This window comes from Microbulbifer yueqingensis (genome assembly GCF_900100355.1).
In the GTDB taxonomy this organism is placed as follows: domain Bacteria; phylum Pseudomonadota; class Gammaproteobacteria; order Pseudomonadales; family Cellvibrionaceae; genus Microbulbifer; species Microbulbifer yueqingensis.
The window spans coordinates 246,237-270,650 of the sequence record NZ_FNFH01000002.1 but is presented as its reverse complement, the minus strand read 5'-3'; the positions used below and the strand labels follow the sequence as shown (position 1 = coordinate 270,650).

General features: G+C 63.6%; 20 protein-coding genes. 16 read left to right on the top strand and 4 right to left on the bottom strand.

The genetic code is table 11. The features are described 5' to 3' along the window. Positions 1-39: 39 nt before the first annotated feature. The 14 genes from BLT26_RS04990 to BLT26_RS04925 all read left to right on the top strand — a co-directional run bounded on the left by BLT26_RS04990 (position 40) and on the right by BLT26_RS04925 (position 16,072). Positions 40-1,332, top strand: a complete 1,293-nt coding sequence (locus BLT26_RS04990; RefSeq protein WP_175453028.1) for a glutamate-5-semialdehyde dehydrogenase — start codon at positions 40-42, stop codon at positions 1,330-1,332. 47 nt (positions 1,333-1,379) lie between these two features. Beyond that, positions 1,380-2,072 carry a nicotinate-nucleotide adenylyltransferase gene (gene nadD, locus BLT26_RS04985; protein WP_091509551.1) on the top strand — a complete coding sequence of 231 codons (693 nt, stop codon included), beginning with the start codon at positions 1,380-1,382 and terminating at the stop codon, positions 2,070-2,072. Positions 2,073-2,080: 8 nt separating this feature from the next. Next, on the top strand, positions 2,081-2,422 hold the full coding sequence (rsfS, locus tag BLT26_RS04980) for a ribosome silencing factor (protein WP_091509547.1): 342 nt from the start codon (positions 2,081-2,083) through the stop codon (positions 2,420-2,422). Further along, complete coding sequence (rlmH, locus tag BLT26_RS04975) at positions 2,419-2,895, top strand: 23S rRNA (pseudouridine(1915)-N(3))-methyltransferase RlmH (protein WP_091509544.1); 477 nt, start codon at positions 2,419-2,421, stop codon at positions 2,893-2,895. Before rsfS ends, rlmH begins: the two co-directional genes overlap by 4 nt. 129 nt (positions 2,896-3,024) lie before the next feature. Further along, positions 3,025-4,914 (top strand): penicillin-binding protein 2, encoded by a 1,890-nt coding sequence (mrdA, locus tag BLT26_RS04970; protein ID WP_091509541.1) that lies wholly within the window; start codon positions 3,025-3,027, stop codon positions 4,912-4,914. Next, positions 4,907-6,052: a rod shape-determining protein RodA gene (rodA, locus tag BLT26_RS04965; protein WP_245720595.1), complete on the top strand. Its 1,146-nt coding sequence runs from the start codon at positions 4,907-4,909 to the stop codon at positions 6,050-6,052. The genes mrdA and rodA overlap by 8 nt, the downstream gene beginning before the upstream one ends. 92 nt (positions 6,053-6,144) lie before the next feature. Beyond that, positions 6,145-7,134 (top strand): lytic murein transglycosylase B, encoded by a 990-nt coding sequence (gene mltB / locus BLT26_RS04960; RefSeq protein WP_245720594.1) that lies wholly within the window; start codon positions 6,145-6,147, stop codon positions 7,132-7,134. A gap of 177 nt (positions 7,135-7,311) precedes the next feature. Beyond that, positions 7,312-8,184, top strand: a complete 873-nt coding sequence (locus BLT26_RS04955) for a septal ring lytic transglycosylase RlpA family protein (RefSeq protein ID WP_091509533.1) — start codon at positions 7,312-7,314, stop codon at positions 8,182-8,184. A gap of 103 nt (positions 8,185-8,287) precedes the next feature. Continuing rightward, positions 8,288-9,436, top strand: coding sequence for a D-alanyl-D-alanine carboxypeptidase family protein (locus BLT26_RS04950; RefSeq protein ID WP_091509529.1), 1,149 nt, complete (start codon positions 8,288-8,290; stop codon positions 9,434-9,436). Between the two features lie 189 nt (positions 9,437-9,625). Further along, a complete protein-coding gene (locus tag BLT26_RS04945; protein ID WP_091509525.1) occupies positions 9,626-9,907 on the top strand; it encodes an HP0495 family protein in 282 nt (93 codons plus the stop codon). Further along, positions 9,907-10,626 (top strand): lipoyl(octanoyl) transferase LipB, encoded by a 720-nt coding sequence (lipB, locus tag BLT26_RS04940; protein WP_091509522.1) that lies wholly within the window; start codon positions 9,907-9,909, stop codon positions 10,624-10,626. The genes BLT26_RS04945 and lipB overlap by 1 nt, the downstream gene beginning before the upstream one ends. Beyond that, positions 10,619-11,617 carry a lipoyl synthase gene (gene lipA / locus BLT26_RS04935; protein ID WP_091509520.1) on the top strand — a complete coding sequence of 333 codons (999 nt, stop codon included), beginning with the start codon at positions 10,619-10,621 and terminating at the stop codon, positions 11,615-11,617. The genes lipB and lipA overlap by 8 nt, the downstream gene beginning before the upstream one ends. A 335-nt stretch (positions 11,618-11,952) precedes the next feature. Continuing rightward, complete coding sequence (locus BLT26_RS04930; protein ID WP_091509518.1) at positions 11,953-14,118, top strand: prolyl oligopeptidase family serine peptidase; 2,166 nt, start codon at positions 11,953-11,955, stop codon at positions 14,116-14,118. A gap of 217 nt (positions 14,119-14,335) precedes the next feature. Continuing rightward, positions 14,336-16,072 carry an AMP-binding protein gene (locus BLT26_RS04925; protein WP_091509516.1) on the top strand — a complete coding sequence of 579 codons (1,737 nt, stop codon included), beginning with the start codon at positions 14,336-14,338 and terminating at the stop codon, positions 16,070-16,072. Between the two features lie 30 nt (positions 16,073-16,102). Here the strand turns inward: BLT26_RS04925 and BLT26_RS04920 are convergent, their stop codons facing one another. After that, a complete protein-coding gene (locus BLT26_RS04920; protein WP_091509512.1) occupies positions 16,103-16,396 on the bottom strand; it encodes a DUF1540 domain-containing protein in 294 nt (97 codons plus the stop codon). Positions 16,397-16,628: 232 nt separating this feature from the next. Between BLT26_RS04920 and BLT26_RS04915 the strand changes: the two genes are divergently transcribed. After that, the gene (locus tag BLT26_RS04915; protein ID WP_091509508.1) at positions 16,629-17,321 is read left to right on the top strand and encodes a single stranded DNA-binding domain-containing protein; all 693 of its coding nucleotides are present in this window, start codon (positions 16,629-16,631) and stop codon (positions 17,319-17,321) included. Between the two features lie 147 nt (positions 17,322-17,468). Here BLT26_RS04915 and BLT26_RS04910 read toward each other — a convergent pair whose 3' ends face one another. Next, the gene (locus BLT26_RS04910) at positions 17,469-17,765 is read right to left on the bottom strand and encodes a DUF1540 domain-containing protein (RefSeq protein WP_175453027.1); all 297 of its coding nucleotides are present in this window, start codon (positions 17,763-17,765) and stop codon (positions 17,469-17,471) included. 177 nt (positions 17,766-17,942) lie between these two features. Between BLT26_RS04910 and BLT26_RS04905 the strand changes: the two genes are divergently transcribed. After that, positions 17,943-21,401 (top strand): hybrid sensor histidine kinase/response regulator, encoded by a 3,459-nt coding sequence (locus BLT26_RS04905; RefSeq protein WP_091509504.1) that lies wholly within the window; start codon positions 17,943-17,945, stop codon positions 21,399-21,401. On the opposite strand, the gene BLT26_RS04900 is transcribed toward BLT26_RS04905, so the two are convergent. Together BLT26_RS04900 and acs are read right to left on the bottom strand one after the other, a co-directional pair. Next, a complete protein-coding gene (locus BLT26_RS04900; RefSeq protein WP_091509500.1) occupies positions 21,367-22,077 on the bottom strand; it encodes a response regulator transcription factor in 711 nt (236 codons plus the stop codon). The genes BLT26_RS04905 and BLT26_RS04900 overlap by 35 nt on opposite strands. A gap of 215 nt (positions 22,078-22,292) precedes the next feature. After that, a complete protein-coding gene (acs, locus tag BLT26_RS04895; RefSeq protein WP_091509494.1) occupies positions 22,293-24,251 on the bottom strand; it encodes an acetate--CoA ligase in 1,959 nt (652 codons plus the stop codon). Positions 24,252-24,414 lie beyond the last annotated feature (163 nt).

Genomic DNA, 24,414 nt, shown 5'->3' with positions numbered 1-24,414 from the left:
CCAATTTACCGGTACCAGAGAACAGCACGGAGAGCCACAGTGAATAGTGCCAGCCCGACCGGGGCCGCCGACCAGCAGTCGACACGAGATCGGATCGCCGCCATGGGGCGTGCCGCACGCGCCGCTGCGCGCCTGATGGCGCGCGCCGACACTGCCACCAAGAACCGTGCCTTGCACGCCATTGCCGACCAGCTGCACGAGCGGCGGGAGTCGGTAAAGGAGGCGAACGGCCGCGATATGGACGCGGGGCGGCAGAACGGGCTGGATGCGGCACTGCTCGACCGGCTCGAGCTGAACGATGACCGCATCGATGCCATGATCGAGGGGCTGAGGCAGGTCGCCAAGTTGCCCGATCCGGTGGGCGAAATCGACGGGCTGGCCTACCGGCCCAGCGGTATCCAGGTGGGCAAGATGCGTGTGCCACTGGGCGTGGTCGGTATCATTTACGAGTCGCGGCCCAATGTGACCATCGATGCGGCGAGCCTGTGTCTCAAGTCCGGCAACGCTACCATCCTGCGCGGCGGCAGTGAGGCCCTGCACTCCAACGGTGCCATTGCTGCATGTATCGCCGCCGGGCTCAGGGAGGCCGAACTGCCGGAAACGGCGGTGCAGGTAGTGGATACCACCGACCGCGCCGCAGTGGGGGCGCTGATCAGCATGCCGGAATACGTGGATGTCATTGTGCCCCGCGGTGGCCAGAGCCTGATCGAGCGGGTCAGCCGCGACGCGCGGGTGCCGGTGATCAAGCACCTGCACGGCGTGTGCCACGTGTATATCGATGATCGCGCGGACCTGGAGAAGGCGTTCAATATCGCCCTGAATGCCAAGACCCATCGCTACGGCGTCTGTAACGCCATGGAGACACTGCTGGTCGCCGGTGGCGTGGCCGAGGAAATACTGCCGCGGCTGGCGGCTGCCTACCGTGAGAAGGGTGTCGAGTTGCGCGGCTGCCAGCAGACCCTGAGAGTACTCGGGGATTGCAATGCGGCGCAGGAGTCGGACTGGGCCGAGGAGTACCTGGCCCCCATCCTCGCGATCCGCGTGGTGGCCGACATGGACGAGGCCATGGACCATATCGCGCGTTACGGCTCCGGCCACACCGAGTCCATCGTGAGTGAGGACTACAGCCGTACACGCCGTTTCCTGTCAGAGGTGGACGCCAGTTCAGTAATGGTGAACGCCTCCACCCGGTTTGCCGACGGTTTCGAGTACGGCCTGGGCGCCGAAATCGGTATCAGCACGGATAAAATCCACGCCCGCGGTCCCGTGGGGCTCGAGGGCCTCACCTCGCAGAAGTGGATAGTGCTGGGCGACGGCCAGATTCGCCAGTAAGTACCGTTCATCCATGGCCAGGATTTTCTGCAAGTGGGGACGCCGACGTGGCTGCTAGGCAACGCCGCCATACGATTGCGCTGTTCGGCGGCACCTTCGATCCGGTGCATTTCGGCCACCTGCGCATGGCACTGGAGCTGAAAGAGGCGCTGGCGATCGATGAGATGCGCCTGGTGCCCAGCCACCGACCGGCGCATCGCGAGACGCCGGGTGTGTCGGCGGAGCACCGGTGCCAGATGCTGGAAATCGCCCTGCGGGGCTGCCCGGAGCTGCAGCTGGACAAACGCGAATTACGCCGGGGGGGAGCCACCTACACCGTGGACACCCTGGAGGAACTGCGCGCTGAACTTGGTACCGAAGTGTCGCTCAGCTTCTGTATGGGACTGGATTCGCTTCTCACCCTGCCCTCGTGGCATCGCTGGGAGCGATTGCTGGAGCTGGCTCACCTGGTGGTGGTAGCGCGTCCGGGCTGGCAATTGCCGCAGGGCGGCCGCGGTGCGGACCAGGGCGAACTGGCACAATTGCTGGGGGACCACGCGGGGACCCCGGAGGACCTGCGCCGGGAGGCCGGCGGGCGCCTGCTGGTGCGCGAGCAGACGTTGCTGCCGATATCCGCAACCCATATTCGCCAGCTGGTGGCGGGTGGGCGCTCGCCGCGCTTCCTGCTGCCGGCGGCGGTATTAGAGTACATAGAAGACCATCAACTTTATCGGGAGGCCGGCACAGGATCCGGCCAGTAAAAGGTGTTATGACAGATATCAAGACTATTGCCGTAGCGGCACTGGAGGACCTCAAGGGCAAGGACATCGTGGCCCTGGATGTATCGGAGCTGAGCGACGTGATGGATACGCTGGTGATCTGCACCGGTACCTCCAACCGGCAGGTCAAGTCGCTGGCGGACAACGTGGTGGAAGAGGGCAAGAAGGCCGGCATCCGCCCCATCGGGGTGGAGGGCATCGAGCAGGGCGAATGGGTCCTGGTGGATTACGGCGATGTAGTGGTGCACGTGATGCAGGCTGAGACCCGTAGCTTCTATGACCTGGAAAAGCTCTGGTCGATGACTCCCGCGTCCCGCGACGGGCACCGGTGAAGATCCGCATCCTCGCCGCCGGTGGCAGGATGCCGCAGTGGGTCCAGGAGGGCTACAACGAGTATGCCCGGCGCCTGCCACGTGAAATTTCACTGGAGATGGTGGAAATTCCCCTTGGCCAGCGCGGCCAGAAGAGCTCTCCGGCACTGGTGGAAAAGGCCCGGCGCAAGGAGGGTGAGGCCATGTTGTCCGCCCTGGGCCCGCGTGACCACGTGGTGGCGCTGGACGTGAAGGGCAAGCCCTGGTCCACCGAGCAGCTGTCCCGGCAACTGGCGGATTGGCAGATGCTGGGTGAGAACGTCAGCCTGCTGGTCGGGGGGCCGGATGGACTCGCCGGCGAGGCGCTGGCACGGGCGCGCCAGCGCTGGTCGCTCTCGCCCCTGACGCTACCGCACCCCCTGGTACGTGTGGTGTTGGCGGAACAGCTGTACCGGGCCTGGACATTGCTGGCCGGCCACCCCTACCACAAGTGACCCCTGCGTCAGCCCGGCGGGTTGCCCCCGGTGGCGACTGCCGCCCATTAAATACTGGTCAGTTGTGATAATGTATGCAAAATAGACAATTTTTGCGCCAGTTAGCCTGAGAGTCGCCAGCAAATTTCCATGGCCGAAGATCTGCATCTTAAAGACCATTACACCGAGCAGCGGCTATTTCGCCATCGCATGCTGGTGGCCTGCGCCGGGGTGGTGGCACTGCTCGGTGTGCTGGTGGCGCGTTTCTACTACCTGCAGGTGGTCAACTTCGAGGACTACCGCACCCAGTCGGATGAGAACCGCATCCAGATGCGGCCGGTGCCGCCAACCAGGGGGCTGATCTACGACCGCAACGGCACCATGCTGGCGGACAACCGGCCCAGCTATAACCTGTCGCTGGTCATGGAGCGTATCTCCGACCTGGACTCCACCCTGGAGCTGATCGGGCGGCTGGTGCAGCTCGATGAGAGTGACGTCCAGAAATTCCGCAAGCGCCTGCAGCGCCGGCGTCCCTTCCAGCCGATCCCGCTGCGCTTTCACCTGTCCGAGCAGGAAATCGCCCGCATCAGTGTCAACGAATTCCGCCTGCCCGGCGTTTCGGTGGAGGCAGAGCTGGTCCGTTACTACCCCATGACCAGGCTCTTTGCCCACAGTGTTGGTTACGTGGGGCGCATCAGTGAGCGCGAGCTGAACGACTTCTCCGAAGAGGATGTCCGCCGTTACCGCGGTACCCAGAGCATTGGTAAAACAGGCCTGGAGCGCTCCTACGAGGATGTACTGCTGGGTGAAGTCGGCTACGAGAATGTTGAGACCAATGCCCGCGGCCGCGTGCTGCGGGTACTGGAGCGCCACGACCCCAGGCCGGGCAGCGAGTTGACCCTGCACCTGGATGCGCGCCTGCAGCAGGTGGCTTCTGACGCCCTGGGAGAAAACCGTGGTGCGGTGGTCGCCATCGACGTGAAGAATGGCGGCGTGCTGGCGTTCGTGAGCAAGCCGTCCTTCGATCCCAATATGTTTGTGACCGGTATCAGTTTCAAGGACTACCGGGCCCTGAGTGACTCCCTGGATGTCCCGCTGTTCAACCGCGCCCTGCAGGGGCAGTACCCACCGGGCTCCACCCTCAAGCCGATGATGGGACTGGGCGCGCTGGCGGCGGGAGTGATCGACCGCGAGACCGAAGTGAAGGACCCGGGATTCTACCGCCTGCCCAATGACCGGCGCCTGTACCGCGACTGGAAGCGCTGGGGCCACGGCAAGACGGTCGACTTCGTACAGGCGATGGCGGAGAGCTGCGACGTCTATTTCTATGACACCGCACATCGCTGGGATATCAACGGCATGCACGAAATCGCCACGCGTTTCGGCCTGGGGACACGGACCGGTATCGACCTGCCGATCGAGCGTCCGGGACTGTTCCCGTCGCGGGCCTGGAAACGCGGTGCCCGGGGCATGCCATGGTTCCCGGGCGACAGCCTCAACGCCGTGCTGGGCCAGGGCTACGTGCTGGCCACCCCGCTGCAACTGGCGGTGATGACCGCCACCATTGCCAACCGCGGCACCCACTACAAGCCGCAGGTGGTGATGGCCGTCGACGGTATCGAGCAGCCGCCCGAGGTCCTGCACCATGTGGAGGCGAGCGAAGACAACTGGGACCTGGTGTTCGAGGGCATGGAGGCCGTGGTCTACGACGAAAAGGGCACCGGCAAGAAGGCCGGTGCCGGCCTGGACTTCCGCGTGGCGGGCAAATCCGGTACCGCCCAGGTGGTGGGTATCGCCCAGGGTGAGCAGTATGACTCGGAGGCGCTGAAGGAGCGCCATCGCGACCACGCCCTGTTCATTGCCTTCGCGCCGGTCGACGACCCGCAGATCGCGGTGGCGGTGCTGGTGGAGAACGGCGAGAGCGGGGGCGGCGTGGCCGCGCCAGTGGCGCGGGAGCTGTTTGCCGACTGGGTCTCGCGCCCACTGGAGGAAACCGTGCAAATGATCTCCGCAGAACGGGAGGGAGGCTTCAGTGGCTAGTCGCGATTTCATGCACCGGCTTCCGGATTCCCACAGCAGCCTCAGTCGCCCGGTCAGTCTCTCGCGGCGCTGGCACATCGATGTGCCCCTGCTGACGCTGCTTGTCCTTCTCTGTGGTGTCGGCCTCGGCGTTCTCTACAGTGCGTCCGGCGGTGAGCTGCACTATGTGCGCCGGCAGGCCATTTTCATGGGGATCGCGTTTGGCGGCATGTTCGTTGCGGCGCAAATCCCACCGGACATGTACCGGCGCTGGTCGCCGTGGCTCTACGTAGCCGGCTGCTGCATGCTGGTGGCGGTACTGTTTGTGGGGGTGGGCGCCAAAGGTGCCCAGCGCTGGCTCGAAATTGGCGGTTTCCGCTTCCAGCCATCGGAGGCGCTCAAGCTCGCGGTACCCATGTCCGTGGCCGCCTTCCTGCACAAGCGAACCCTGCCGCCATCGCTCGTCAGCATTGTCGGCGCACTGGCGATTGCCGCACTGCCGGCCGCCCTGATCGTGCAGCAGCCCGACCTGGGTACCTCCATCCTGATCGCCGCCTCCGGGCTCTTTGCGCTTTACCTGGCCGGCCTGAGCTGGCGCATGATGGGCGGCGCGCTGCTGGCCCTGGCCGTGGCGGCCTGGCCAATCTGGCAGTGGGGACTGCGGGACTACCAGCGCCAGCGGATCCTCACCCTGTTCGACCCCGATGCCGACCGGCTGGGGGCTGGCTGGAATATTTTCCAGTCGAAGGCCGCCATCGGCTCCGGCGGCATTTACGGCAAGGGCTATATGCAGGGCACCCAGTCCCAGCTGGACTTTTTACCCGAGAGTCACACGGACTTTATTATCGCAGTGCTGTCTGAAGAGTGGGGCATGCGCGGCGCACTGCTGCTGTTGTTGCTCTATGTCCTGATCATTGCGCGGGGCATCTATATTAGTTTTATGGCCCAACATGTGTTCGGGCGGTTATTGGCGGGGAGTATTACGCTGACTTTCTTTGTCTATGTATTTGTGAATATCGGGATGGTGACCGGCCTGTTGCCGGTGGTGGGGGTGCCCCTGCCGCTGGTGAGTTATGGCGGCACCTCTGTCATCACGCTGATGGCGGGCTTCGGTATCCTCATGGCCATAGGCACAGAGCGGCGACGCGTGTCGTTTTAGTGCTGTCAGCTGCCGCGCTCCGGCGGCCTGCTGACTCAATCAATAAGAACTTGGAAGTAGAGAAGCACTATATGAGAACAGGAGCGGTTGTTTTGAAATGGACCACAGGATTACTGGCAGGGATGGGCATGATGCTCGCCGCGTGCGCACAGGAGGCCGGCCACGGGGACAATCCCGACGCCCGGGCCTTTATCGAGTACATGGTGGCCGAACACGACTTTGACCGCGAAGAGCTCCAGGATTTGATGGACGACGCCAAGCGCAAAGATTCCATCCTCAAGGCCATCAAGCGCCCGGCGGAAAAAGCCAAGCCCTGGTACGAATACCGCAAACTGTTCGTCACGCCCAAGAGCATCAGCGGTGGGGTGGATTTCTGGGACCGCAATGCCAAGGCGCTGGCAGAGGCCGAGCAGCGCTACGGTGTGCCTGCGGAGACGATCGTTGCCATCATCGGTATCGAGACCCGTTACGGCGGCAATATGGGTGGCTACCGCGTCCTCGACGCCCTCGCGACCCTCGCCTTCAATTACCCGCGCCGCTCGAAGTTCTTTACCAAGGAGCTGGAAAACTTCCTGCTGCTGGCACGTGAGCAGGGCATGGATCCCCGTGAACTCAAGGGTTCCTACGCCGGTGCCATGGGCTATGGCCAGTTCATGCCGTCGAGTTACCGCGCCTTCGCTGTGGATTTCAACAATGACAACCAGGTGGACATCTGGCGGGATACAGAGGACGCCATCGGCAGTGTCGCCAATTATCTCGCCAAGCACGGCTGGCTGCCGCTGGAGCCGGTGACCGTGCTGGCCAACCCCCGTCCCAATGCCGATATGACCATCGTCAACGACTCCCTCGAGCCCAAGTGGACCGTCGGGCAGCTGGCCGAGAAGGGGTTTCCCGCCACCAGCCAGGTGGAAGATGACGTAGCTGCCAATGTTTTCTCCCTGCAGACGGAAGACGGCAAGCAATATTGGATCGGGCTCAAAAACTTTTACGTGATAACACGCTACAATCGCAGCCGCCTGTACGCCATGGCCGCCCACGACCTGGCGCAGGAAATCGTCAAGGCGCGCGGCGGACGCTCCTGATTACACTCGCATAGCCGGGTGCAACCGCCCTGCCGCGCCTGGTGCGGCAGGGCGGGCAGAGCGCGCCATATAAGGCGCGTTTTATAAAGAAACATATAAAACAGTTTCTATTTTTATCTTCGACCAGCAGATCAATAAGCAGAAGTGTGTGCGGTAGGGCACCGTTTCGGGGGGACCATGTTTCTCAACAGTTCGCGAATTCTTGTGACCGCGGCCGCGCTCGTGCTCGCCGCCTGTAATACTACTGCGCCGCAGAAACCGGCGCGCAAGCCAGCCCCGGACACCGTCAAGGACAGCGGCCCGCCCCAGCCGGTGGATATGCTCGCCGCGCCTGAACCGACCCCCGTTCGGGAACCAATCGGGGTTGCCGGCAACAAATCCCCGTACACTGTGAACGGTGTCCGCTACCGTGTACTTCAGGGAGTGAAGGGTTACCAGGAGCAGGGACATGCCTCCTGGTATGGCACCAAGTTCCACGGACGGCGGACGGCCAACGGCGAGGTCTACAACATGTACGCCATGTCTGCGGCGCACAAGACACTGCCGTTGCCGAGCTACGCCAAGGTGACCAACCTCGAGAACGGCCGCAGCGTGATCGTGCGCGTCAACGACCGGGGGCCGTTTGTGCCGGGCCGGATTATTGACCTGAGCTATACCGCGGCCCAGAAGCTCGGCTACATCGACAAGGGGGTGGCCCGCGTCGAGGTGACGGCCATCGATCCCGATAGCCTGCCGCCCGCCAACCAGACGCTGGCGATGGAGAAGGATGTCGCGGCGCGCGAAGCGCTGGCCCAGGATGCCAGCTTCAAGCTGCCGGACAATACCTACCTGCAGGTGGGGGCCTACAGCAGCCAGTCCCAGGCGGACCGCATGCGCAGCCAGGTTTCATCCGTGGTCGACTATCCTGTATCGGTCAGCCCGGTGCAGAGCGGCGAACAGACGCTCTACCGGGTCCGCATCGGCCCTATCGCACAGCAACGGGCGCTGGTCGCGGCGCGCGAATCGGTGGAGGAGAATCGCCTGGGCACGCCCCAGGTAGTATACGATTGAGCCGCGGGCGCCATCTGGCGCCCGACAAAGCCAGCCGGGCCAGGAGGCCGGGCCGGGACCCATGGATACCAACCTGACACGAGGAATAATGAGACTTTCAGCCATGCTAAAACGCCTTTTCGCCAGCCTGCTACTTATGTTTACCGCCGGCGTAGCCCTCGCTGAACAGCCGCTGATTCCCGCGCCGCCACAACTGGCCGCCAGCGCCTACCTGTTGATAGACGCCCATACCGGCCAGGTGCTGGTGGAGCACAATGCGGACAAGCAGGTGCCGCCCGCCAGCCTCACGAAGATGATGACGGCGTATATCGTCTCCGAGGAGATCGAGAAGGGCAGCATCAAGGAGACGGACCTGGTCCCCATTTCAGAGAAAGCCTGGAAGAAGGGCGGCTCCAAAATGTTCGTCAAGGTGGGTGACAAGGTACCGGTGATCGACCTGATGCGGGGCGTGATCATCCAGTCCGGCAATGACGCGAGCATTGCGCTGGCGGAATTTGTTTCCGGAAGCGAGGAGGTGTTCGCCGAGGTGATGAACCAGCAGGCAGAGATGCTGGGTATGACCGATACCAACTTCAAGAACGCCACCGGCTGGCCGGCCGAGGGCCACATGACCACTGCCCGGGACCTGGCGACCCTGGCCCGGGCGCTGATCCGGGATCACCCCGAGCACTACAAGATTTACTCGGAGAAGTACTTCAGCTACGCCGGGATCAACCAGCCGAACCGCAATCGCCTGCTGTGGCGCGACAGTGCGATTGACGGCATCAAGACCGGCCACACCGAGGAAGCCGGCTTCTGCCTGGTGGCCTCGGCGCAGAAGCGCGGCATGCGCCTGATCTCCGTCGTGCTGGGGACCGAGAGTGACGACAAGCGTGCCGCCGAATCGCAGAAACTGCTGGCTTACGGTTTCCGCTACTACCAGACCCACAAGGTTTACAGCGCCGACGACGTGCTGCAGAGCGAGCGCATCTGGGGCGGCAAGGAGCCCCAGGTGGGCATCGCTGTCGAGCGCGACGTGTTTGTCACCATCCCCCGCGGTGGCGAGGAGAGCATCAAGGCCGACCTGATCATCGATGGGGAGCTCGAGGCCCCTATCAAGAAAGGCGAGCCCGTCGGTAAGGTCGTGGTGACCCTGGACGGGGAGACCGTGGCCGACGTGCGCGCGGTGGCCGCCGAGGAAGTGGAGCAGGCCGGTTTCTTCAAGCGCATGTGGGATGCCCTCAAGCGCTTTGTGATGAGCTTCTTCCAGTAAAATCACGGCGTTCCCCGGCTTACCCCTGTCAGCGGGGTGGCCGGGGGCCGCGCTGTTCTGGCCCACTGACCACGCGGTTCTCGCCACCCTCCCCGATCCCTGTCCAGCGGCTTTCCGGCGCTGTATAATCGCCGCCCGACCATGCCCGTGATTATTTTGTGTGCAATCGCGTGGTCCGGAGAGAGCCTGATGAGTCAAGATCCCAACCAGCAGCCACCGAAAATCGAGTTCCCCTGTGAGGACTACCTGGTCAAGGTGGTGCGGGACTCCGACGACGCGGCCCACGAGTTCGTACTCGAGGTCATGCGGCGCCACGCGCCGGGCCTGGACGAGGAGCGCGTCACCCTGCGTGAGAGCCGCAACGGCAAGTTCACCTCGATGACCTTCTATATCCTCGCTACCGGCGAGCCGCAGCTGCAGGCGCTATTTGAAGAACTCAAGGCCCATCCGGCCGTGCACATGGTGCTGTAATGACCCGAGTCTGTAACCTGGGCCGCCGTGACTATGAGTCCGTCTGGCGCGCCATGTCGCACTATACCGACAGCCGCGATGAGAGCAGCGCAGACCAGGTCTGGTGTGTGGAGCACGAGCCAGTATTCACCCAGGGCCAGGCCGGCAAGGCCGAGCACCTGCTCAACACCGGCGATATCCCCGTCGTGCAGGTGGATCGCGGCGGCCAGGTGACCTATCACGGGCCGGGCCAGCTGGTGGTCTACCCGCTGCTGGACCTGCGCCGGGCAAAAGTCGGGGTGCGGGACCTGGTCACCGCCCTGGAAAACGCCACCGTCGCCGTGCTGGCGGAATACGGTGTTCACGCCGCGCCGCGGCCGGACGCCCCGGGCGTTTATCTCACCGAGGGGCCCCGCGCCGGCAACAAGATCGCCTCAATTGGCCTGCGGGTGCGTCGCGGCTGCAGCTTCCATGGCATCGCCATCAATATCGATATGGACCTGGCGCCGTTCCTCCGCATCAATCCCTGCGGCTACGCCGGCATGCAGATGGTGCAGATGGCCGAAGTGATCCAGCCGGTGCCTGCCTGGGCGCAGGTGGCGGACATCTTCGTGCGCGAGCTGCTTCGCGCACTCTCCCTGCCGGAAGCCGACTGGCAACCGGTGGACGAGCAAATTTTCGCACGCGCAACCAGCGCCCCTGAAAAGGGTAGAGAGGAGCAGGAAACAAGCAATGGCTGACAATTCCCAAACGGAGAAGCCCGACCTGGTACCGGTAAAACGTACCCGCCGCCTGCAGCAGGGCGAGAAGTTACGCGATGGGGACAAGGTCGAGCGCATCCCGGTCAAGGTGATCGCCAGCGACCAGGTACTGCGCAAGCCGGACTGGATCCGCGTCAAGGTACCGGCCTCGAAGGAAGTGGACCGTATCAAGAAGATCCTGCGTTCCCAGAAGCTGGCCACCGTCTGCGAGGAAGCCAGCTGCCCGAACCTGCACGAGTGCTTCAGCGGCGGTACCGCCACCTTCATGATCATGGGCGAAATCTGCACCCGCCGCTGCCCCTTCTGCGACGTGGGCCATGGCAAGCCGAACCCGCTCGACCCGGAGGAGCCCCGGCACCTCGCTGAGGCCATTGCTGCCATGAGCCTGCGCTACGTGGTGATCACGTCGGTCGACCGCGATGACCTGCGCGATGGCGGCGCCCAGCATTTTGCCGACTGCATCCGTACCGCACGGGAACTTTCACCGGAACTGCAGGTGGAGATCCTGACGCCGGATTTCCGCGGCCGGATGGACGTGGCGCTGGACATTCTCGAAGCCGAGGCACCGGATGTGTTCAACCACAACCTGGAGACGGTGCCGCGCCTGTACCGGGAGTCGCGCCCGGGCGCCAACTACAAGTGGTCCCTGAAGCTGCTGCAGGAATACAAAAAGCGCCGCCCCGACGTGCTCACCAAGTCCGGCCTGATGGTCGGGCTCGGCGAAGAGAAGGAAGAGATCTTCCGGGTACTGGACGATATGCGTGAGCACGATATCGACATGCTCACAATCGGCCAGTACCTGCAGCCGAGCAAGGAGCACCTGCCGGTACAGCGCTACGTGCACCCGGACGAATTCGAGGAGTACCGCCGTTATGCCGAGCAGATCGGCTTCAAGCACGCCGCCTGCGGCCCCCTGGTGCGCTCTTCGTACCACGCCGACAAACAGGCACATGGTGAAAAGGTGGGCTAGTTCCCCCACACCCTACGCCTGACAGGAGGGCAGTGCCTTTTAGGCCCTGCCCTTTTTTTGTCGATAGCTCGTGAACCAGAACCTTCACAACCCGGAATTCCCCGGGCGGGGGCACAGGGTGGGTGGTCGCCGAAAGTCCTGGCCAAATCCCTTCTTGCAGCCGATTGCTCTGAAATACTGGTTTTGACCCGGCAGATTTACCGTGGAGCAGGGCCCTGCTTGCTATTTGGCGCTCGAAGCTGTTTTCTAGGTGTTATTGCAGTGTCAGGCAAGGCTCCCCCATTGGGCTGCAGCGCTGCCTGTCCATCTAATAAAAACACGCAAGAGATTTACGCATGAAGAAGCTTACCTCATTGGCTGTGGTCGGCCTGCTCGTAGCCTGTAGCGGGGAATCCCCGGAACAATCTCAAGCAGCAAGCGGTGATATCGCCGCGAACAATTCCGCTGCCACCATCGCCTACCCGGAAACCAGGGAAGGGGAAACTGTCGATACATACTTCGGCACAGACGTGGCAGATCCATACCGCTGGCTGGAGGACGATCGTAGCGAGGAGACCGGAGCCTGGGTTGAGGCGCAGAACGCGGTTACCTTCAACTACCTGGAAAGCATCCCCTATCGCGAGAAAGTGAAAACGCGGCTGGAGTCGCTGTGGAATTACGAGAAAGTAGGGCGCCCTTTTACCGAAGGGGAATACACCTATTTCTATCGCAACGATGGCCTGCAGGACCAGTACGTTGTATGGCGCCGCAAGGGCGATGGTGAGGCTGAAGTTTTCCTTGATCCCAACCAGTTCAGCGAGGACGGTACCACATCGCTCGCTACCCTGAGCTTTTCCAAAGACGGCTCCATCGCGGCCTACTCTATCTCCGAGGGGGGCAGCGACTGGCGCAAGATCATTGTCATGGATGCCGAGAGCAAAGAGGTCCTCGAGGAGCCCCTCGTGGACGTCAAGTTCTCCGGTATTTCCTGGAAAGGGAATGAGGGGTTCTACTATTCCAGCTATGACAAGCCGACAGGCAGTGAACTCTCCGCGAAGACCGATCAGCACAAGCTCTACTACCACAAGCTGGGCGAGCCGCAGACAGAAGACCGGCTTGTCTACGGTGGCACACCGGAACAGAAGCGCCGCTATGTCCAGGGCTATGTCACGGAGGATGACCGCTTCCTGGTGATTGCCGGGGCCAAATCCACCTCTGGTAATGATCTCTATATCCGGGACCTGTCAAAGCAGGCGGCCCCGCTGGTGCCGGTACTTGAGGATTTCGAATCCGACACTTACGTGATCGATAATGTAGGCAGCAAGCTTTACCTGGTAACCAACCGGGACGCTCCCAATAAAAAAATAGTAACGGTGGATGCATCTGATCCAACCCCGCAAAATTGGGCTGACCTTATTCCGGAAACCGAGAATGTCCTGACGGCTTCGACCGGCGGGGGTTACATATTTGCAGAGTACATGGTGGATGCACTGTCGAAAGTCTACCAGTTCAGTTATGACGGCAAGCGCCTGCGGGAAATCGAGTTGCCCGGCCCGGGTAGCGCCACTTCCATCAGTGGTAAGCGCGAGGACGACACCCTCTATTACTCGTTTACCAACTACAAAACGCCCTCGACCATCTTTGCATTCGATGCCGACAAGGGTGAATCCACTGTGTACCGCAAGTCCGGTGCAGATTTTGACAGTGAACTCTATGAGTCAACCCAGGTGTTCTATACCTCCGCGGATGGCACCCGGGTTCCCATGATGATTACCCATAAGAAGGGGCTCGAACTCGATGGCAAGAATCCCACCATCCTCTACGGTTACGGTGGCTTCAACAGTAGCCAGACACCACGTTTTAGTATCGCCAATGCTGCCTGGCTGAAGCTGGGTGGTGTGTACGCGGTGCCGAACATTCGTGGGGGTGGCGAGTATGGCAAGGAGTGGCACAAGGCCGGCACGAAGCTACAGAAGCAGAATGTGTTCGATGACTTTATCGCCGCCGCCGAGTTCCTGATCGACAAGAAGTACACTTCTTCCGACTACCTTGCTATCCGCGGTGGGTCCAACGGGGGGCTTCTCGTAGGTGCGGTGATGACCCAGCGCCCTGACCTCGTCCAGGTTGCCCTGCCGGCGGTGGGGGTGATGGATATGTTGCGTTACCACACCTTCACCGCGGGTGCCGGCTGGGCCTATGACTATGGTACCGCGGAGGAAAGCAGGGAGATGTTCGAGTACCTGAAAGGTTACTCGCCGGTACACAACGTGAGGGCGGGGGTGGAATACCCGGCGACGCTGGTGACCACTGCCGATCATGATGATCGCGTGGTGCCGGCTCACTCCTTCAAGTTTGCGGCCGAGCTGCAGGCAAAGCAGGCCGGCGCGGCACCGACGCTCATACGCATCGAGACGAATGCTGGCCATGGGGCGGGCACGCCGGTCTCGAAGAGTATCGAGCAGTACGCTGATATTTTCAGCTTCACCCTGTTTAATATGGGGGTTAAAAGCCTGCCAAACTAGATCTGTAATAGCACCTGTATCCATAAGCCCGGCATAGCCGGGCTTTTTTTTGCGCCCTCCACCCCTTCCGGGGACCCGGCGCAGCCCCCTTCACCTTATTCCGGCAGAGTCGCTAAAAGTTGTGCCTATACTTGATGCTGGTCGCCTCCGGGGAGACTATAGCTACGACCACGTAGCAGTTCCATGACAAACAGAATAACGAGTGCGAGGTGCCGCGATGACTCCCGAGGAAAAATACGAGCGTCTCAGGGACCGGCAGCCCCTGGATATCCTCTACCAGCGCGAGCGAGAGCAGCCGGACCGGGTATACCTGCGCCAGATGCAGGACCGGCGCTGGCGGGAATACACCTGGGGTGAGGTGATGGACCGGGCCCGGCGTATCGCCACCTTCCTGGGGCAGCGCTTTGCCCGCGGCGACCGGATCGCCATCCACGCCAAGAACTGTGCCGACTGGATCATCGTCGATATCGCCATCATGCTGGCGGGCATGGTGAGTGTGCCCCTGTACCCGGGCCAGTCCGCCGGCTCCATGCGCTTTGTACTCGGCCACGCTGAGTGCAGGCTGCTGTTCTGTGGCGCCAGCGACGACAACGATGCCCTGCGGGAAGTGGCCGCGACCCTGCCCTCGGTCGCCATCCAGCGCTGCGAAATAGAGTGCGACCAGTCCCTGGAGCAGCTGGTATCCCGGTGCGATCCAATGTCCGGGTGCCCGCTTTATGACAAGGACGATGTTTTCACCATCATGTACACGTCGGGGACAACCGGCAAGCCCAAGGGCGTGATGCATACCTGGTCCGCGATCTCCTTTGCGGTGCCGAACATGGTGCGTGGCTTCGGCTATGACGAGCACGACCGCTTCTTCTCCTACCTGCCGCTGGCCCATGCCGCCGAGCGCATCGTGGTTGAGTTCCACAGCCTCTACGCGGGGACGCCGGTGCACTTCCCCGAGTCCCTGGACACCTTCCTCGAGGACCTCCAGCGCACCCGCCCCACCATGTTTTTCTCGGTGCCGCGCCTGTGGGCCAAGTTCAAGGAGGGCATCGATGCGCGGATCCCGCCGCGCGTCCAGCGCACACTGCTGGGCATCCCCGGCCTGGCGGGGTGGTTTCGCCGCAAGGTGCAGCGGGGGCTGGGGCTGGACCAGGCACGCATGCTCGTCACCGGGGCCTCGCCGATCTCCATCGACCTGCAGCGCTGGTACCACCGCATGGGCATGATGGTGGCCGACGGCTACGGCATGACCGAGAACTTTATCTATGGCTGCATCACCCATATGGGCGAGACCCCTGTACCGGGCACCGTGGGCAGGCCGTTCTGGGGCTGTGAAGTAAAGGTTTCCGCGGAAGGGGAGATTCTCTTCCGGAGCCGCGCCCTGATGAAGGGCTATTACCTGGAGCCGGAAAAGACTGCCGAGGTGCTGGTAGACGGTTTTTATCGCACCGGCGATGCGGGGTACATCGACGGGGAGGGCCTGCTGCATGTGACGGGGCGCCTCGCCGATACCTTCAAGACCAGCAAGGGCAAGTTTATCCAGCCACCCGAACTGGAGGGGCATTTCGGGGACGAGCCACTGCTTGGGCAGGTGTGTGTGCTGGGCCACGGCCTGGACCAGCCGGTCCTGCTGGCGACCCTGTCGGAGATGGCGGCAGGCCAGGACCGGGGGGCGGTGAACGCACAGCTGCAGCGCACCCTCGCTGCTGTGAACGAACGGCTGGAACACCACGAGCGCATCGCTTCGATCTACATCACGGAAGAGGAGTGGTCAGTGCGCAACGACCTGCTCACGCCGACCCTGAAGATCAAGCGCAAGGCGCTGGAGGAGCGCTACCGGGGCTGGATCGAGGCTCACCCGGGCACTGGGCAGGTGGTATGGGAGCGGGAGGAGAGTGCCCGGGCCCCGGCCCGGAGTGACAACTTCAGGCCCGCGCCCGGGGACACTGGGCGCAGCGCCTGACCCTGCCGGCAGGCGCCCGCGGGGCCCTGTTCAATGGCAGGTGCAGGTCAGGCACTTGACCTCGCCACCCTGCTCACCGACCTGGATACTGTCGGCGCAGCATTCCAGGTCCTCGTTGTGGTCGCAGGCAGCTACCTTGCAGGCACCCACGCCGGCCGAGCGATGGCTGCGGGTGTGGCTCGAGTTCCGGAAATAGGTATCACAGTCGGGGTTATCCCCGTCCCCGATAGTGATGGCGCGGGCGTGGCAGCTGTTATCGGTGTTGAAGGCGCACTGGGAAACGGCGCACTGCGCGACTTCCGGCATATCGGTGGCGATGATCATCTCGGGCCTCGTTGTGATGTATCCGGCTTCTAAGCCTGGTTCAGGGAGCCTAGTCCAGCGCCGGACCTTGTCAAATTCGCCGCCGGTACAGCCGGCCAGCCTGTCTATTTCCGGTGGTTATCAATAAAAACTCTTTATTTCAGAATCGAATCGATCTTGCCCTTTAAATCGGTTGGTGCCGATCGCAGGTGGTTACGTGAGGACGAAAGTCACACACGGAGAAGGAGGTTTTATGATTCCGCACGAGAAGCAGAGACTGACGCGCGCTATCGGAACCACTCTCGGTGGTATTGCCGCGGGTGCTGCCGGGCTTGTGTTGTCGCTGCCCGCGCTGGCGGCCGACCCCTACAAAAAGCCGGATGACAGCTGGATCAGCATCGCCGGCGAGGTGGTGACCGCGGAAGACGACCGTTTTTCGCTCGATTTCGGCGATGGCGTCATTGTCGTCGAGATGGATGACTGGGACTGGTACCAGGAGGGGCGCGCGCTGCTGCCGGGCCAGGAGGTGATTGTCCACGGCCGGGTAGACGATGACCTGTATGAGCTGCGCACGATCGAGGCCAGCAGCGTCCATGTGGACAGCCTCAACAGCACATTCTTTGCGAGCGCCCTGGACGAGGAGGATATTCCCCGTATTTATGTGGGCAGCTACTTCTCCTTTCCGCTGGTCGAGGGGCGGGAAATGAGCCTCACCGGGATGGTAACGGATATCGACGGTCGGGAGTTCACCCTGGATACGGGGGTCCGTGAGATGCGTGTCGATACCGTCGGCATGGGCTACAACCCCCTGGATGACGAGGGCTACCAGCAGGTCGATGCCGGGGACTTTGTCAGTGTTTCCGGCGAACTCGACCTCGGTTTTTTTGAAGAGAACGAAATTCGCGCCGGGCGGATACTGAGCCTTGCCCCCGAGGAGCGCGACTGACCACAGCGCGGGCGCGCCGGAGGCCTCTGTCTCCGGTCGCTGCAGGCTGTAAAGGGATGCCGGTTGGCATCCCTTTTTTTGCCCGCTCAGGTAACGGGCTGTCCTCCTCGCTCCACCGCGGCGCGTGCTGGCGGGGCCGGGGGAGGATCAGTGACGGGTGTTATACGTCAGGCACTCCACCGAGTCGCCGCTCTTGCCCACCTGGATACTTTCCGCCGAGCACTCCAGGTCCTCGTTGTGGGAGCAGTCGGTCATCTTGCAGGCGCCAACCCCGGCGGTGCGGCTGCTATGGGTATGGTGCGAATTGTCGAAGAAGGTATCGCAGTCGGGATCCGAGCCCTCGCCAATGGTAATGGCCCTGGCGTGACAGGCGTCATCGGAGTTGAATGCGCACTGGTTGACTGCGCACCTGGCGACTTCCGGCATATCGGTGGCGATGATCATTTCGGCCTCGCTGGTCTGGTCCTGGGGGAAGTTAGGGGGAATATGTTGCAGCCTAGTCCAGCGGCCGCACTTGTCAAAACGGGTGCGACCATCCGCTAATAGCCTCGGCCGCCCGGCATCGGTTATAAAAGGTGGTGTGATGAATTCTGCGCACGGGCGCCCCCACTGGACTGACTGATGATTGGCAAGCCCCTCCTGCTGTTCTTTGCGCTGCTCTACGTGGTAGTGCTGTTCACCGTGGCCTGGCGGGCGGACCGGCGCGTGGGTGACGGCACCCGCATGCGGCCGCTGGTCTACGGGCTGGCGCTGGCGGTCTATTGCAGTTCCTGGACTTTCTTCGGTGGAGTGGGGCAGTCGCTCAGCGATACGTGGAGCTATCTGCCCATTTACCTGGGTCCCATCCTCCTCTTCCTGTTCGGAATGCCGCTTCTGAAGCGCCTGGTGATGGTGGGCGAGCGCCAGAAAGTCACCTCTATTGCTGACTTCATCGGTTCCCGCTACGGCAAGAGCCGCGGCCTGTCGGCGCTGGTGGCGCTGCTGGCGCTCGTGGGCACCCTGCCATATATCGCCCTGCAGTTGCGGGCGGTGACCATGGCCTGGGAGACGGTCGGTGGCACCGACACCGCAGATGCCTTCCCCAGCCTCGATACCGCCCTGGCCACCGCCCTGATGATGGGGCTGTTCGCCGTGCTGTTCGGCACCCGCCACCTGGAGGGCCGCGAGCGCAACCGCGGGCTGGCGGCCGCCATCGCGCTCGAGTCACTGGTAAAACTGCTGGCCTTTGCGGCCCTGGCGGCGTTCGCCTGCTGGGCCCTGCTGGGAGAGGCGCTCGCCTCCGGGGAGGTGCTGGCGCGCCGCTGGGACCCGCTGCAGGTCGACGCCAACTTCCTCACCCAGACGCTGCTGGCTACCGCGGCGATCATATGCCTGCCGCGGCAGTTCCACATGGCGGTGGTGGAGTACCGGGGGCCGCGGGACCTGCAGGCGGCACGCTGGCTGATGCCGCTCTACCTGTTGTTGTTCGCCGTCCTCATACTGCCCATCGCGATGGCGGGCCAGCCCCTGCTGGACCAGGGCCTATCGCCTGACAGCCTGGTGCTGACGCTGCCGATGTCGGCGGACAATACGGTGCTCACCACCCTGGTTTACCTGGGCGGCTTCTCGGCCGCCACCGGCATGGTCGTGGTGGCGGCGGTGACCCTGGCGGTCATGATTTCTAACGAGCTGGTGGGACCGGTATGGCTCTACCTGAGCCGTTACTCCCGCCTGTCGGCGGTTTCCTTTGGTACCCACCTGCGCCAGGTAAGGACCGCGAGCATCATGCTGCTGATGCTGATGGCGTGGGGAGTGCACCGCGTCATTACCGGCCTCGATACCCTGGCGCCGATCGGGCTGCTGTCATTCGCCGCCGCGGCCCAGCTGGCGCCGGCACTGGTGGCGGGTCTCTACTGGCGCCGCGCCCATCGCAATGGCGTCTGGGCGGGGCTCATGGCGGGCTATGCGCTCTGGTTCTACTGCCTGGTGCTGCCGGTGATTTTTCCCGGCCAGCCGTGGCTGGAGACAGGGCCTGCTGGGATCGGCTGGTTGCGGCCCCAGCAACTTCTCGGCTTGGGCGGTTTCGATAGCCTGAGCCACGGGGTCTTCTGGAGCCTGCTGGCCAATATCTGCCTGTTCGTTCTGGTCTCCCGTTTCAGTCGCCCCGGCGCGCGGGACCGCCTTCAGGCGGAGGCGTTCGTGGGCAGCGGCGAGCGAGTGCTGGATGAGAGTGCGGAGCTGGCCCCCACCAGCGTTCCCATGGGACAGCTGCGCAGCCTGATGCAGCCATTCGTGGGCAGCGAGCGCCTGGACGGCTTCTGGCATGGCTTCGAGCAGCGCTCCGGCCAAAGGTTGTTGCCGGACGACCACGCACCCCGATTCGCCGTGCGTGAGGCAGAGGCGGTACTGGCAGGGGTGATCGGTTCCGCCACCGCCCACCAGGTGGTGGACCTGCTGCGCCGCAACCGTCCGCTCAAGGTGGAGGACATCGCGCGGCTGGTGGACGGTGCCTCGCAGAAACTGCGTTTCAGCCAGGAGCTGCTGCAGACCACGGTGGAGACCATCAGCCAGGGCATCAGCGTGGTGGATGCAGACCTGCGCCTGGTGGCCTGGAACCAGCAATACATGGAGCTGTTCGAGTACCCGCAGCGCCTGCTCTATATCGGCTGCCCGATCGAGCGCCTCTACCGGCACAACGCCGAGCGCGGGCTCTATGGCGGTGACCCGCGCGACCTTGAGGCCCAGGTGGCGCGGCGGCTGGACCTGCTGCGCCACGGCAGCGCCCACCGCTTCGAGCGGCGCCTCCCCAATGGCATCATCGTCGAGGTGCGCGGCACACCCATGCCCGGGGGCGGTTTCGTCACCACCTTTACCGACATCAGCGACTACCGCGCGGCCGTGGATGCCCTCGAGGAGAACCAGCGCACCCTGGAGCAGCGGGTGGAACAGCGCACCGCCGAGCTCGCCGAGCTCCATGCCGCCAAGTCCCGCTTCCTCGCCCACACCAGCCACGACCTGCTGCAACCTATCAACGCGGCACGGCTGTTCATCGCCTCGGCCCAGCAGAAGGCGGCGCGGGCCGACTGGCCCCAGGCCATGCACGATATCGCCAGCATCGACAGCGCCCTCGACTCCGCCGAGCAGCTGATCGGCGCCCTGCGGGAAATCAGCCGCCTGGATTCCGGCAAGCTGACACCCCAGCGGGAGGGCTTCCCCCTCAGCGAGCTGCTGGATGCGCTGGCCACCGAGTTTGGGGCGATCGCGGCATCCCGCGGCCTTGAGCTGCGCCATCCCCGCACCTCTGCCTGGGTCTGCAGCGACCGGCAGTTACTGCGACGGATCCTGCAGAATTTCCTCAGCAACGCGCTGCACTACACCCGGCGCGGGCGGGTGCTGGTGGGGGTGCGCCGGCGCCGGGGGGAGGTGGAAATCCAGGTGTGGGATACCGGTCCCGGTATCGCCGCCGGGGAGCAGGAACGGATTTTCGATGAGTTCGTGCGCCTGTCCTCCGTCGACCGCAGCGCGGACAAGGGGCTCGGCCTGGGGCTGGCGATCGCCAGCCGCAGCGCGGGGTTGCTGGGGCACGTCATCGACCTGCGCTCTGCGCCCGGGCGCGGCTCCATGTTCTCCATCCGCGTGCCCCTGGGCGCCGTTACCACCGTGCCGAAGCGGGCCCAGCCCGCCGGGGACACCACCGGACCCGGCGGCCTGGAGGGATTGCGGGTGCTCTGCATCGACAACGAGGAGGCCATCGTGCGGGGCATGCAGAGCCTGCTGGAGGGATGGGGCTGCCGTGTCGCCACGGCCCGCTCGCTGGTAGAGGCGCAAGCAATATATCGCAATGGGCCTCCGCCGGAGCTGGCTATCGTGGATTACCACCTCGACGGAGAGCAGACCGGGGTGGCTGCCTTCGAGGCCCTGGCGGGTCAGTGGGGGCGGCGGGTGCCGGGCATCCTGGTCAGCGCAGACATCTCCGGGCCGGTGCGCGATAGTGCGCAACGGGCCGGGCTCCACTACCTGCCGAAGCCGGTCAAGCCGGCCGCGCTGCGCAACCTGGTGCGGAGGCTCAGGCGGGCGCGGGCTGCCGTGGCGGTGGACTGAACTGGCCCGGGGGCTCCACATCCAGGCTGTTCAGTGCCAGCACCGCCTGGGTCCGTGAATTGACCCCCAGTTTGCGGAACAGGGCGGTCAGGTGGGCCTTCACCGTGGCTTCGGTAACGTCCATCTCGTAGGCGATCTGCTTGTTGAGGAGCCCCTCGCCCAGCATGCTGGCCACCCGGAACTGCTGCGGGGTAAGCGTGGCCACCGCATCGGCGACGGCTTCGGCTGCCGATTCCTGCTGCGCGCAGGCGGCGGAAACACCTTCCGGCAGCCAGATCTCTCCCGCCAGCACCCGGTGCAGGGCCGCGGCGATGGTCTCCGCCGGTGCCGACTTGGGCAGGAAGCCGCAGGCGCCGTAGTCGATGGCGCGACACATGATCTCCGGTTTTTCATTGGCGGAAACCACCATTACCGGCAGCTGGGGATACTGGCCAGTGAGGAACGCCAGGCCGCTGAAGCCGTGCGCGCCCGGCATGTGCAGGTCGAGCAACAGCAGGTCACAGTCCTCGTTGGCCGCCACACACTCCTGCAGGCTCTCCATGTCGTGCGCCTCTTCCAGGACCGCGTCCGGGAAGGCCTGGCCGATGGACTGCCGCAGGGCACTGCGAAACAGGGGGTGGTCGTCGGCGACAATAAACTTGCGCCCGACGGGGTGGGAGTCGGATTGAATGCCCATAACGCCCTCATCATCTTTTGGGCTTCTGTCGAGCCCTTGTCATTATTCTGGCTAATCTACGGCGTAGTGTACGACAGGAATGGTCGGTTTGGCTCTGGTAGTGCGCCCCGTTCGTGACCCGCCAGGCTGGAGCGGTAGTGCCTGGTGGCCGGGAGAGAACGGGGTCGAGCGGGAGAGGGGCGACAACGCCGCCCCTCCCGGGTGCGCGGAGGGGCTCAGGCGGGTTGAGCCAGCCGCGTGTGGTTGTCGATCAGCTGCTCCACGACGGAGGGATCCGCGAGGGTGGAGATGTCCCCCAGCTGGTCGTACTCGTCGGCGGCGATCTTGCGCAGGATACGGCGCATGATCTTGCCGGAGCGGGTCTTCGGCAGGCCCGGCGCCCACTGGATCACATCCGGGGTGGCGATCGGGCCGATCTCGCTGCGCAGCCAGTCCCGCAGGGTGCGGTGCATTTCCTCGCTGGGCTCCACCCCGCTGTTCAGGGTCACGTACACGTAGATGCCCTGGCCCTTGATGTCATGGGGGAAGCCAACCACCGCCGCCTCGGCGACCGCCGGGTGTGCCACCAGCGCGCTTTCCAGCTCTGCGGTGCCCATACGATGGCCGGAGACATTGAGCACATCGTCCACCCGCCCGGTGATCCAGTAGTAACCATCGGCGTCCCGTCGCGCCCCGTCGCCGGTGAAGTACATGTCGCGAAAGGTACTGAAATAGGTGTCAGCGAAGCGCTGGTGGTCGCCGAACACCGTGCGCATCTGTCCGGGCCAGCTGTCCAGCAGCACCAGGTTGCCTTCGGCCGCGCCCTCCAGGATATTGCCGTCGTTGTCCACCAGCGCCGGGCGAATGCCGAAGAAGGGACGGGTGGCGGAGCCGGGCTTCAGCGCCGTGGCGCCGGGTAACGGCGTCAGCAGTGCGCCGCCGGTTTCCGTCTGCCACCAGGTGTCTACGATCGGACACTGGCCGCGACCAAAATTGCGGTGGTACCAGCGCCAGGCCTCCGGGTTGATCGGCTCCCCCACCGTGCCCAGCAGGCGCAGGGAGGAGAGGTCGGCGCCCTCGGTGGGCCTGTCACCCTCGGCCATCAGTGCGCGGATAGCCGTGGGAGCGATGTAGAGCACGTCGATCTGGTGCTCATCCACGATACGCGCCACCCGGGTCACATCGGGATAGTTGGGTACCCCTTCATACATGACGGTGGTGGCGCCGTTCGCCAGCGGGCCGTAGATGATATAGCTGTGGCCGGTAATCCAGCCGATATCGGCGGCACACCAGAAACGCTCGCCGCGGCGGTAGTCGAATACGTATTCGTGAGTGAGGGAGGTATAGGTGAGGTAACCACCACCGCTGTGGAGCACCCCCTTGGGCTTGCCGGTGGAACCGGAGGTGTAGAGGATGAACAGCGGATCCTCCGCGCCCATCTCCTCCGGCGGGCAGTCTTCGTCCTGCGCCGCCAGCAGTTCCCCATAGTCCACGTCGCGGCCGGGCTGCATGTTCACCGCATCGTCGGTGTAATTGACCACCACCGCGGTTTCCACGGTGGTCTCCTTGCACAGTGCGATGGCGCGATCCACGTTCTCTTTCAGCACCACCGAGCGGCCACCCCGCCGGCCGGCGTTCGCGGTGATCACCACCCGCGACTGGCCGTCGTCCATGCGTCCCGCCAGAGCCTCCGGGGAGAAGCCGGCGAACACCACGGAGTGGACGGCGCCGATGCGGGCGCAGGCAAGCATGGCTACCGCCGCCTGGGGAATCATCGGCATGTAGATGGTCACCACGTCCCCGCGCTGCACACCCAGGGATTTCAGGCCATTGGCAAAGCGGCACACCTCACTGTGCAGTTCCCGGTAGCTGATTTCCCGGCTGGTGCCCGGCTCGTCCCCCACCCACAGGATGGCGGTATCGTCTCCGTGCTCGGCCAGGTGGCGGTCGAGGCAATTCGCGGCCACGTTGAGGGTGCCGTCGGCAAACCAGCGGATATGCAGGTCATCGCGGGCGAAGGAGACATCCTTGACCTGGGTGAATGGCCTGATCCAGTCCAGCCGCTGGGCCTGTTCACGCCAGAAGCCCTCGCTGTCTTCAAGCGAGCGCCGGTACATTTCGAGGTAGCCCTGCTCATCCAGCAGGGTTTTCCCGGCATACGGCCCGGGGACGGGGTAGAGCGTTGGTTCTGTCATCTTGCACTGCCTCGATATTTTGCGATTGGTTCAATCGATGGAGTTATACGTATTGCAGTGCATTCTGGCAGTGCGGCTTACCTGCGCGTATTAGACAAAGGTCGAAACAGTGATGGCTGAATAAATGTTGGGCCGGATCCCGACTTAGACATTGGTCTAGTTT

Coding starts and splice junctions, on each gene's coding strand:
- rsfS (WP_091509547.1), top strand. CDS start 2,081: ATGACAGATATCAAGACTATTGCCGTAGCGGCACTGGAGGACCTCAAG.
- mrdA (WP_091509541.1), top strand. CDS start 3,025: ATGGCCGAAGATCTGCATCTTAAAGACCATTACACCGAGCAGCGGCTA.
- BLT26_RS04955 (WP_091509533.1), top strand. CDS start 7,312: ATGTTTCTCAACAGTTCGCGAATTCTTGTGACCGCGGCCGCGCTCGTG.
- BLT26_RS04950 (WP_091509529.1), top strand. CDS start 8,288: ATGCTAAAACGCCTTTTCGCCAGCCTGCTACTTATGTTTACCGCCGGC.
- BLT26_RS04945 (WP_091509525.1), top strand. CDS start 9,626: ATGAGTCAAGATCCCAACCAGCAGCCACCGAAAATCGAGTTCCCCTGT.
- lipB (WP_091509522.1), top strand. CDS start 9,907: ATGACCCGAGTCTGTAACCTGGGCCGCCGTGACTATGAGTCCGTCTGG.
- lipA (WP_091509520.1), top strand. CDS start 10,619: ATGGCTGACAATTCCCAAACGGAGAAGCCCGACCTGGTACCGGTAAAA.
- BLT26_RS04930 (WP_091509518.1), top strand. CDS start 11,953: ATGAAGAAGCTTACCTCATTGGCTGTGGTCGGCCTGCTCGTAGCCTGT.
- BLT26_RS04925 (WP_091509516.1), top strand. CDS start 14,336: ATGACTCCCGAGGAAAAATACGAGCGTCTCAGGGACCGGCAGCCCCTG.
- BLT26_RS04920 (WP_091509512.1), bottom strand. CDS start 16,396: ATGATCATCGCCACCGATATGCCGGAAGTCGCGCAGTGCGCCGTTTCC.
- BLT26_RS04915 (WP_091509508.1), top strand. CDS start 16,629: ATGATTCCGCACGAGAAGCAGAGACTGACGCGCGCTATCGGAACCACT.
- BLT26_RS04910 (WP_175453027.1), bottom strand. CDS start 17,765: ATGATCATCGCCACCGATATGCCGGAAGTCGCCAGGTGCGCAGTCAAC.
- BLT26_RS04905 (WP_091509504.1), top strand. CDS start 17,943: ATGATTGGCAAGCCCCTCCTGCTGTTCTTTGCGCTGCTCTACGTGGTA.
- BLT26_RS04900 (WP_091509500.1), bottom strand. CDS start 22,077: ATGGGCATTCAATCCGACTCCCACCCCGTCGGGCGCAAGTTTATTGTC.
- acs (WP_091509494.1), bottom strand. CDS start 24,251: ATGACAGAACCAACGCTCTACCCCGTCCCCGGGCCGTATGCCGGGAAA.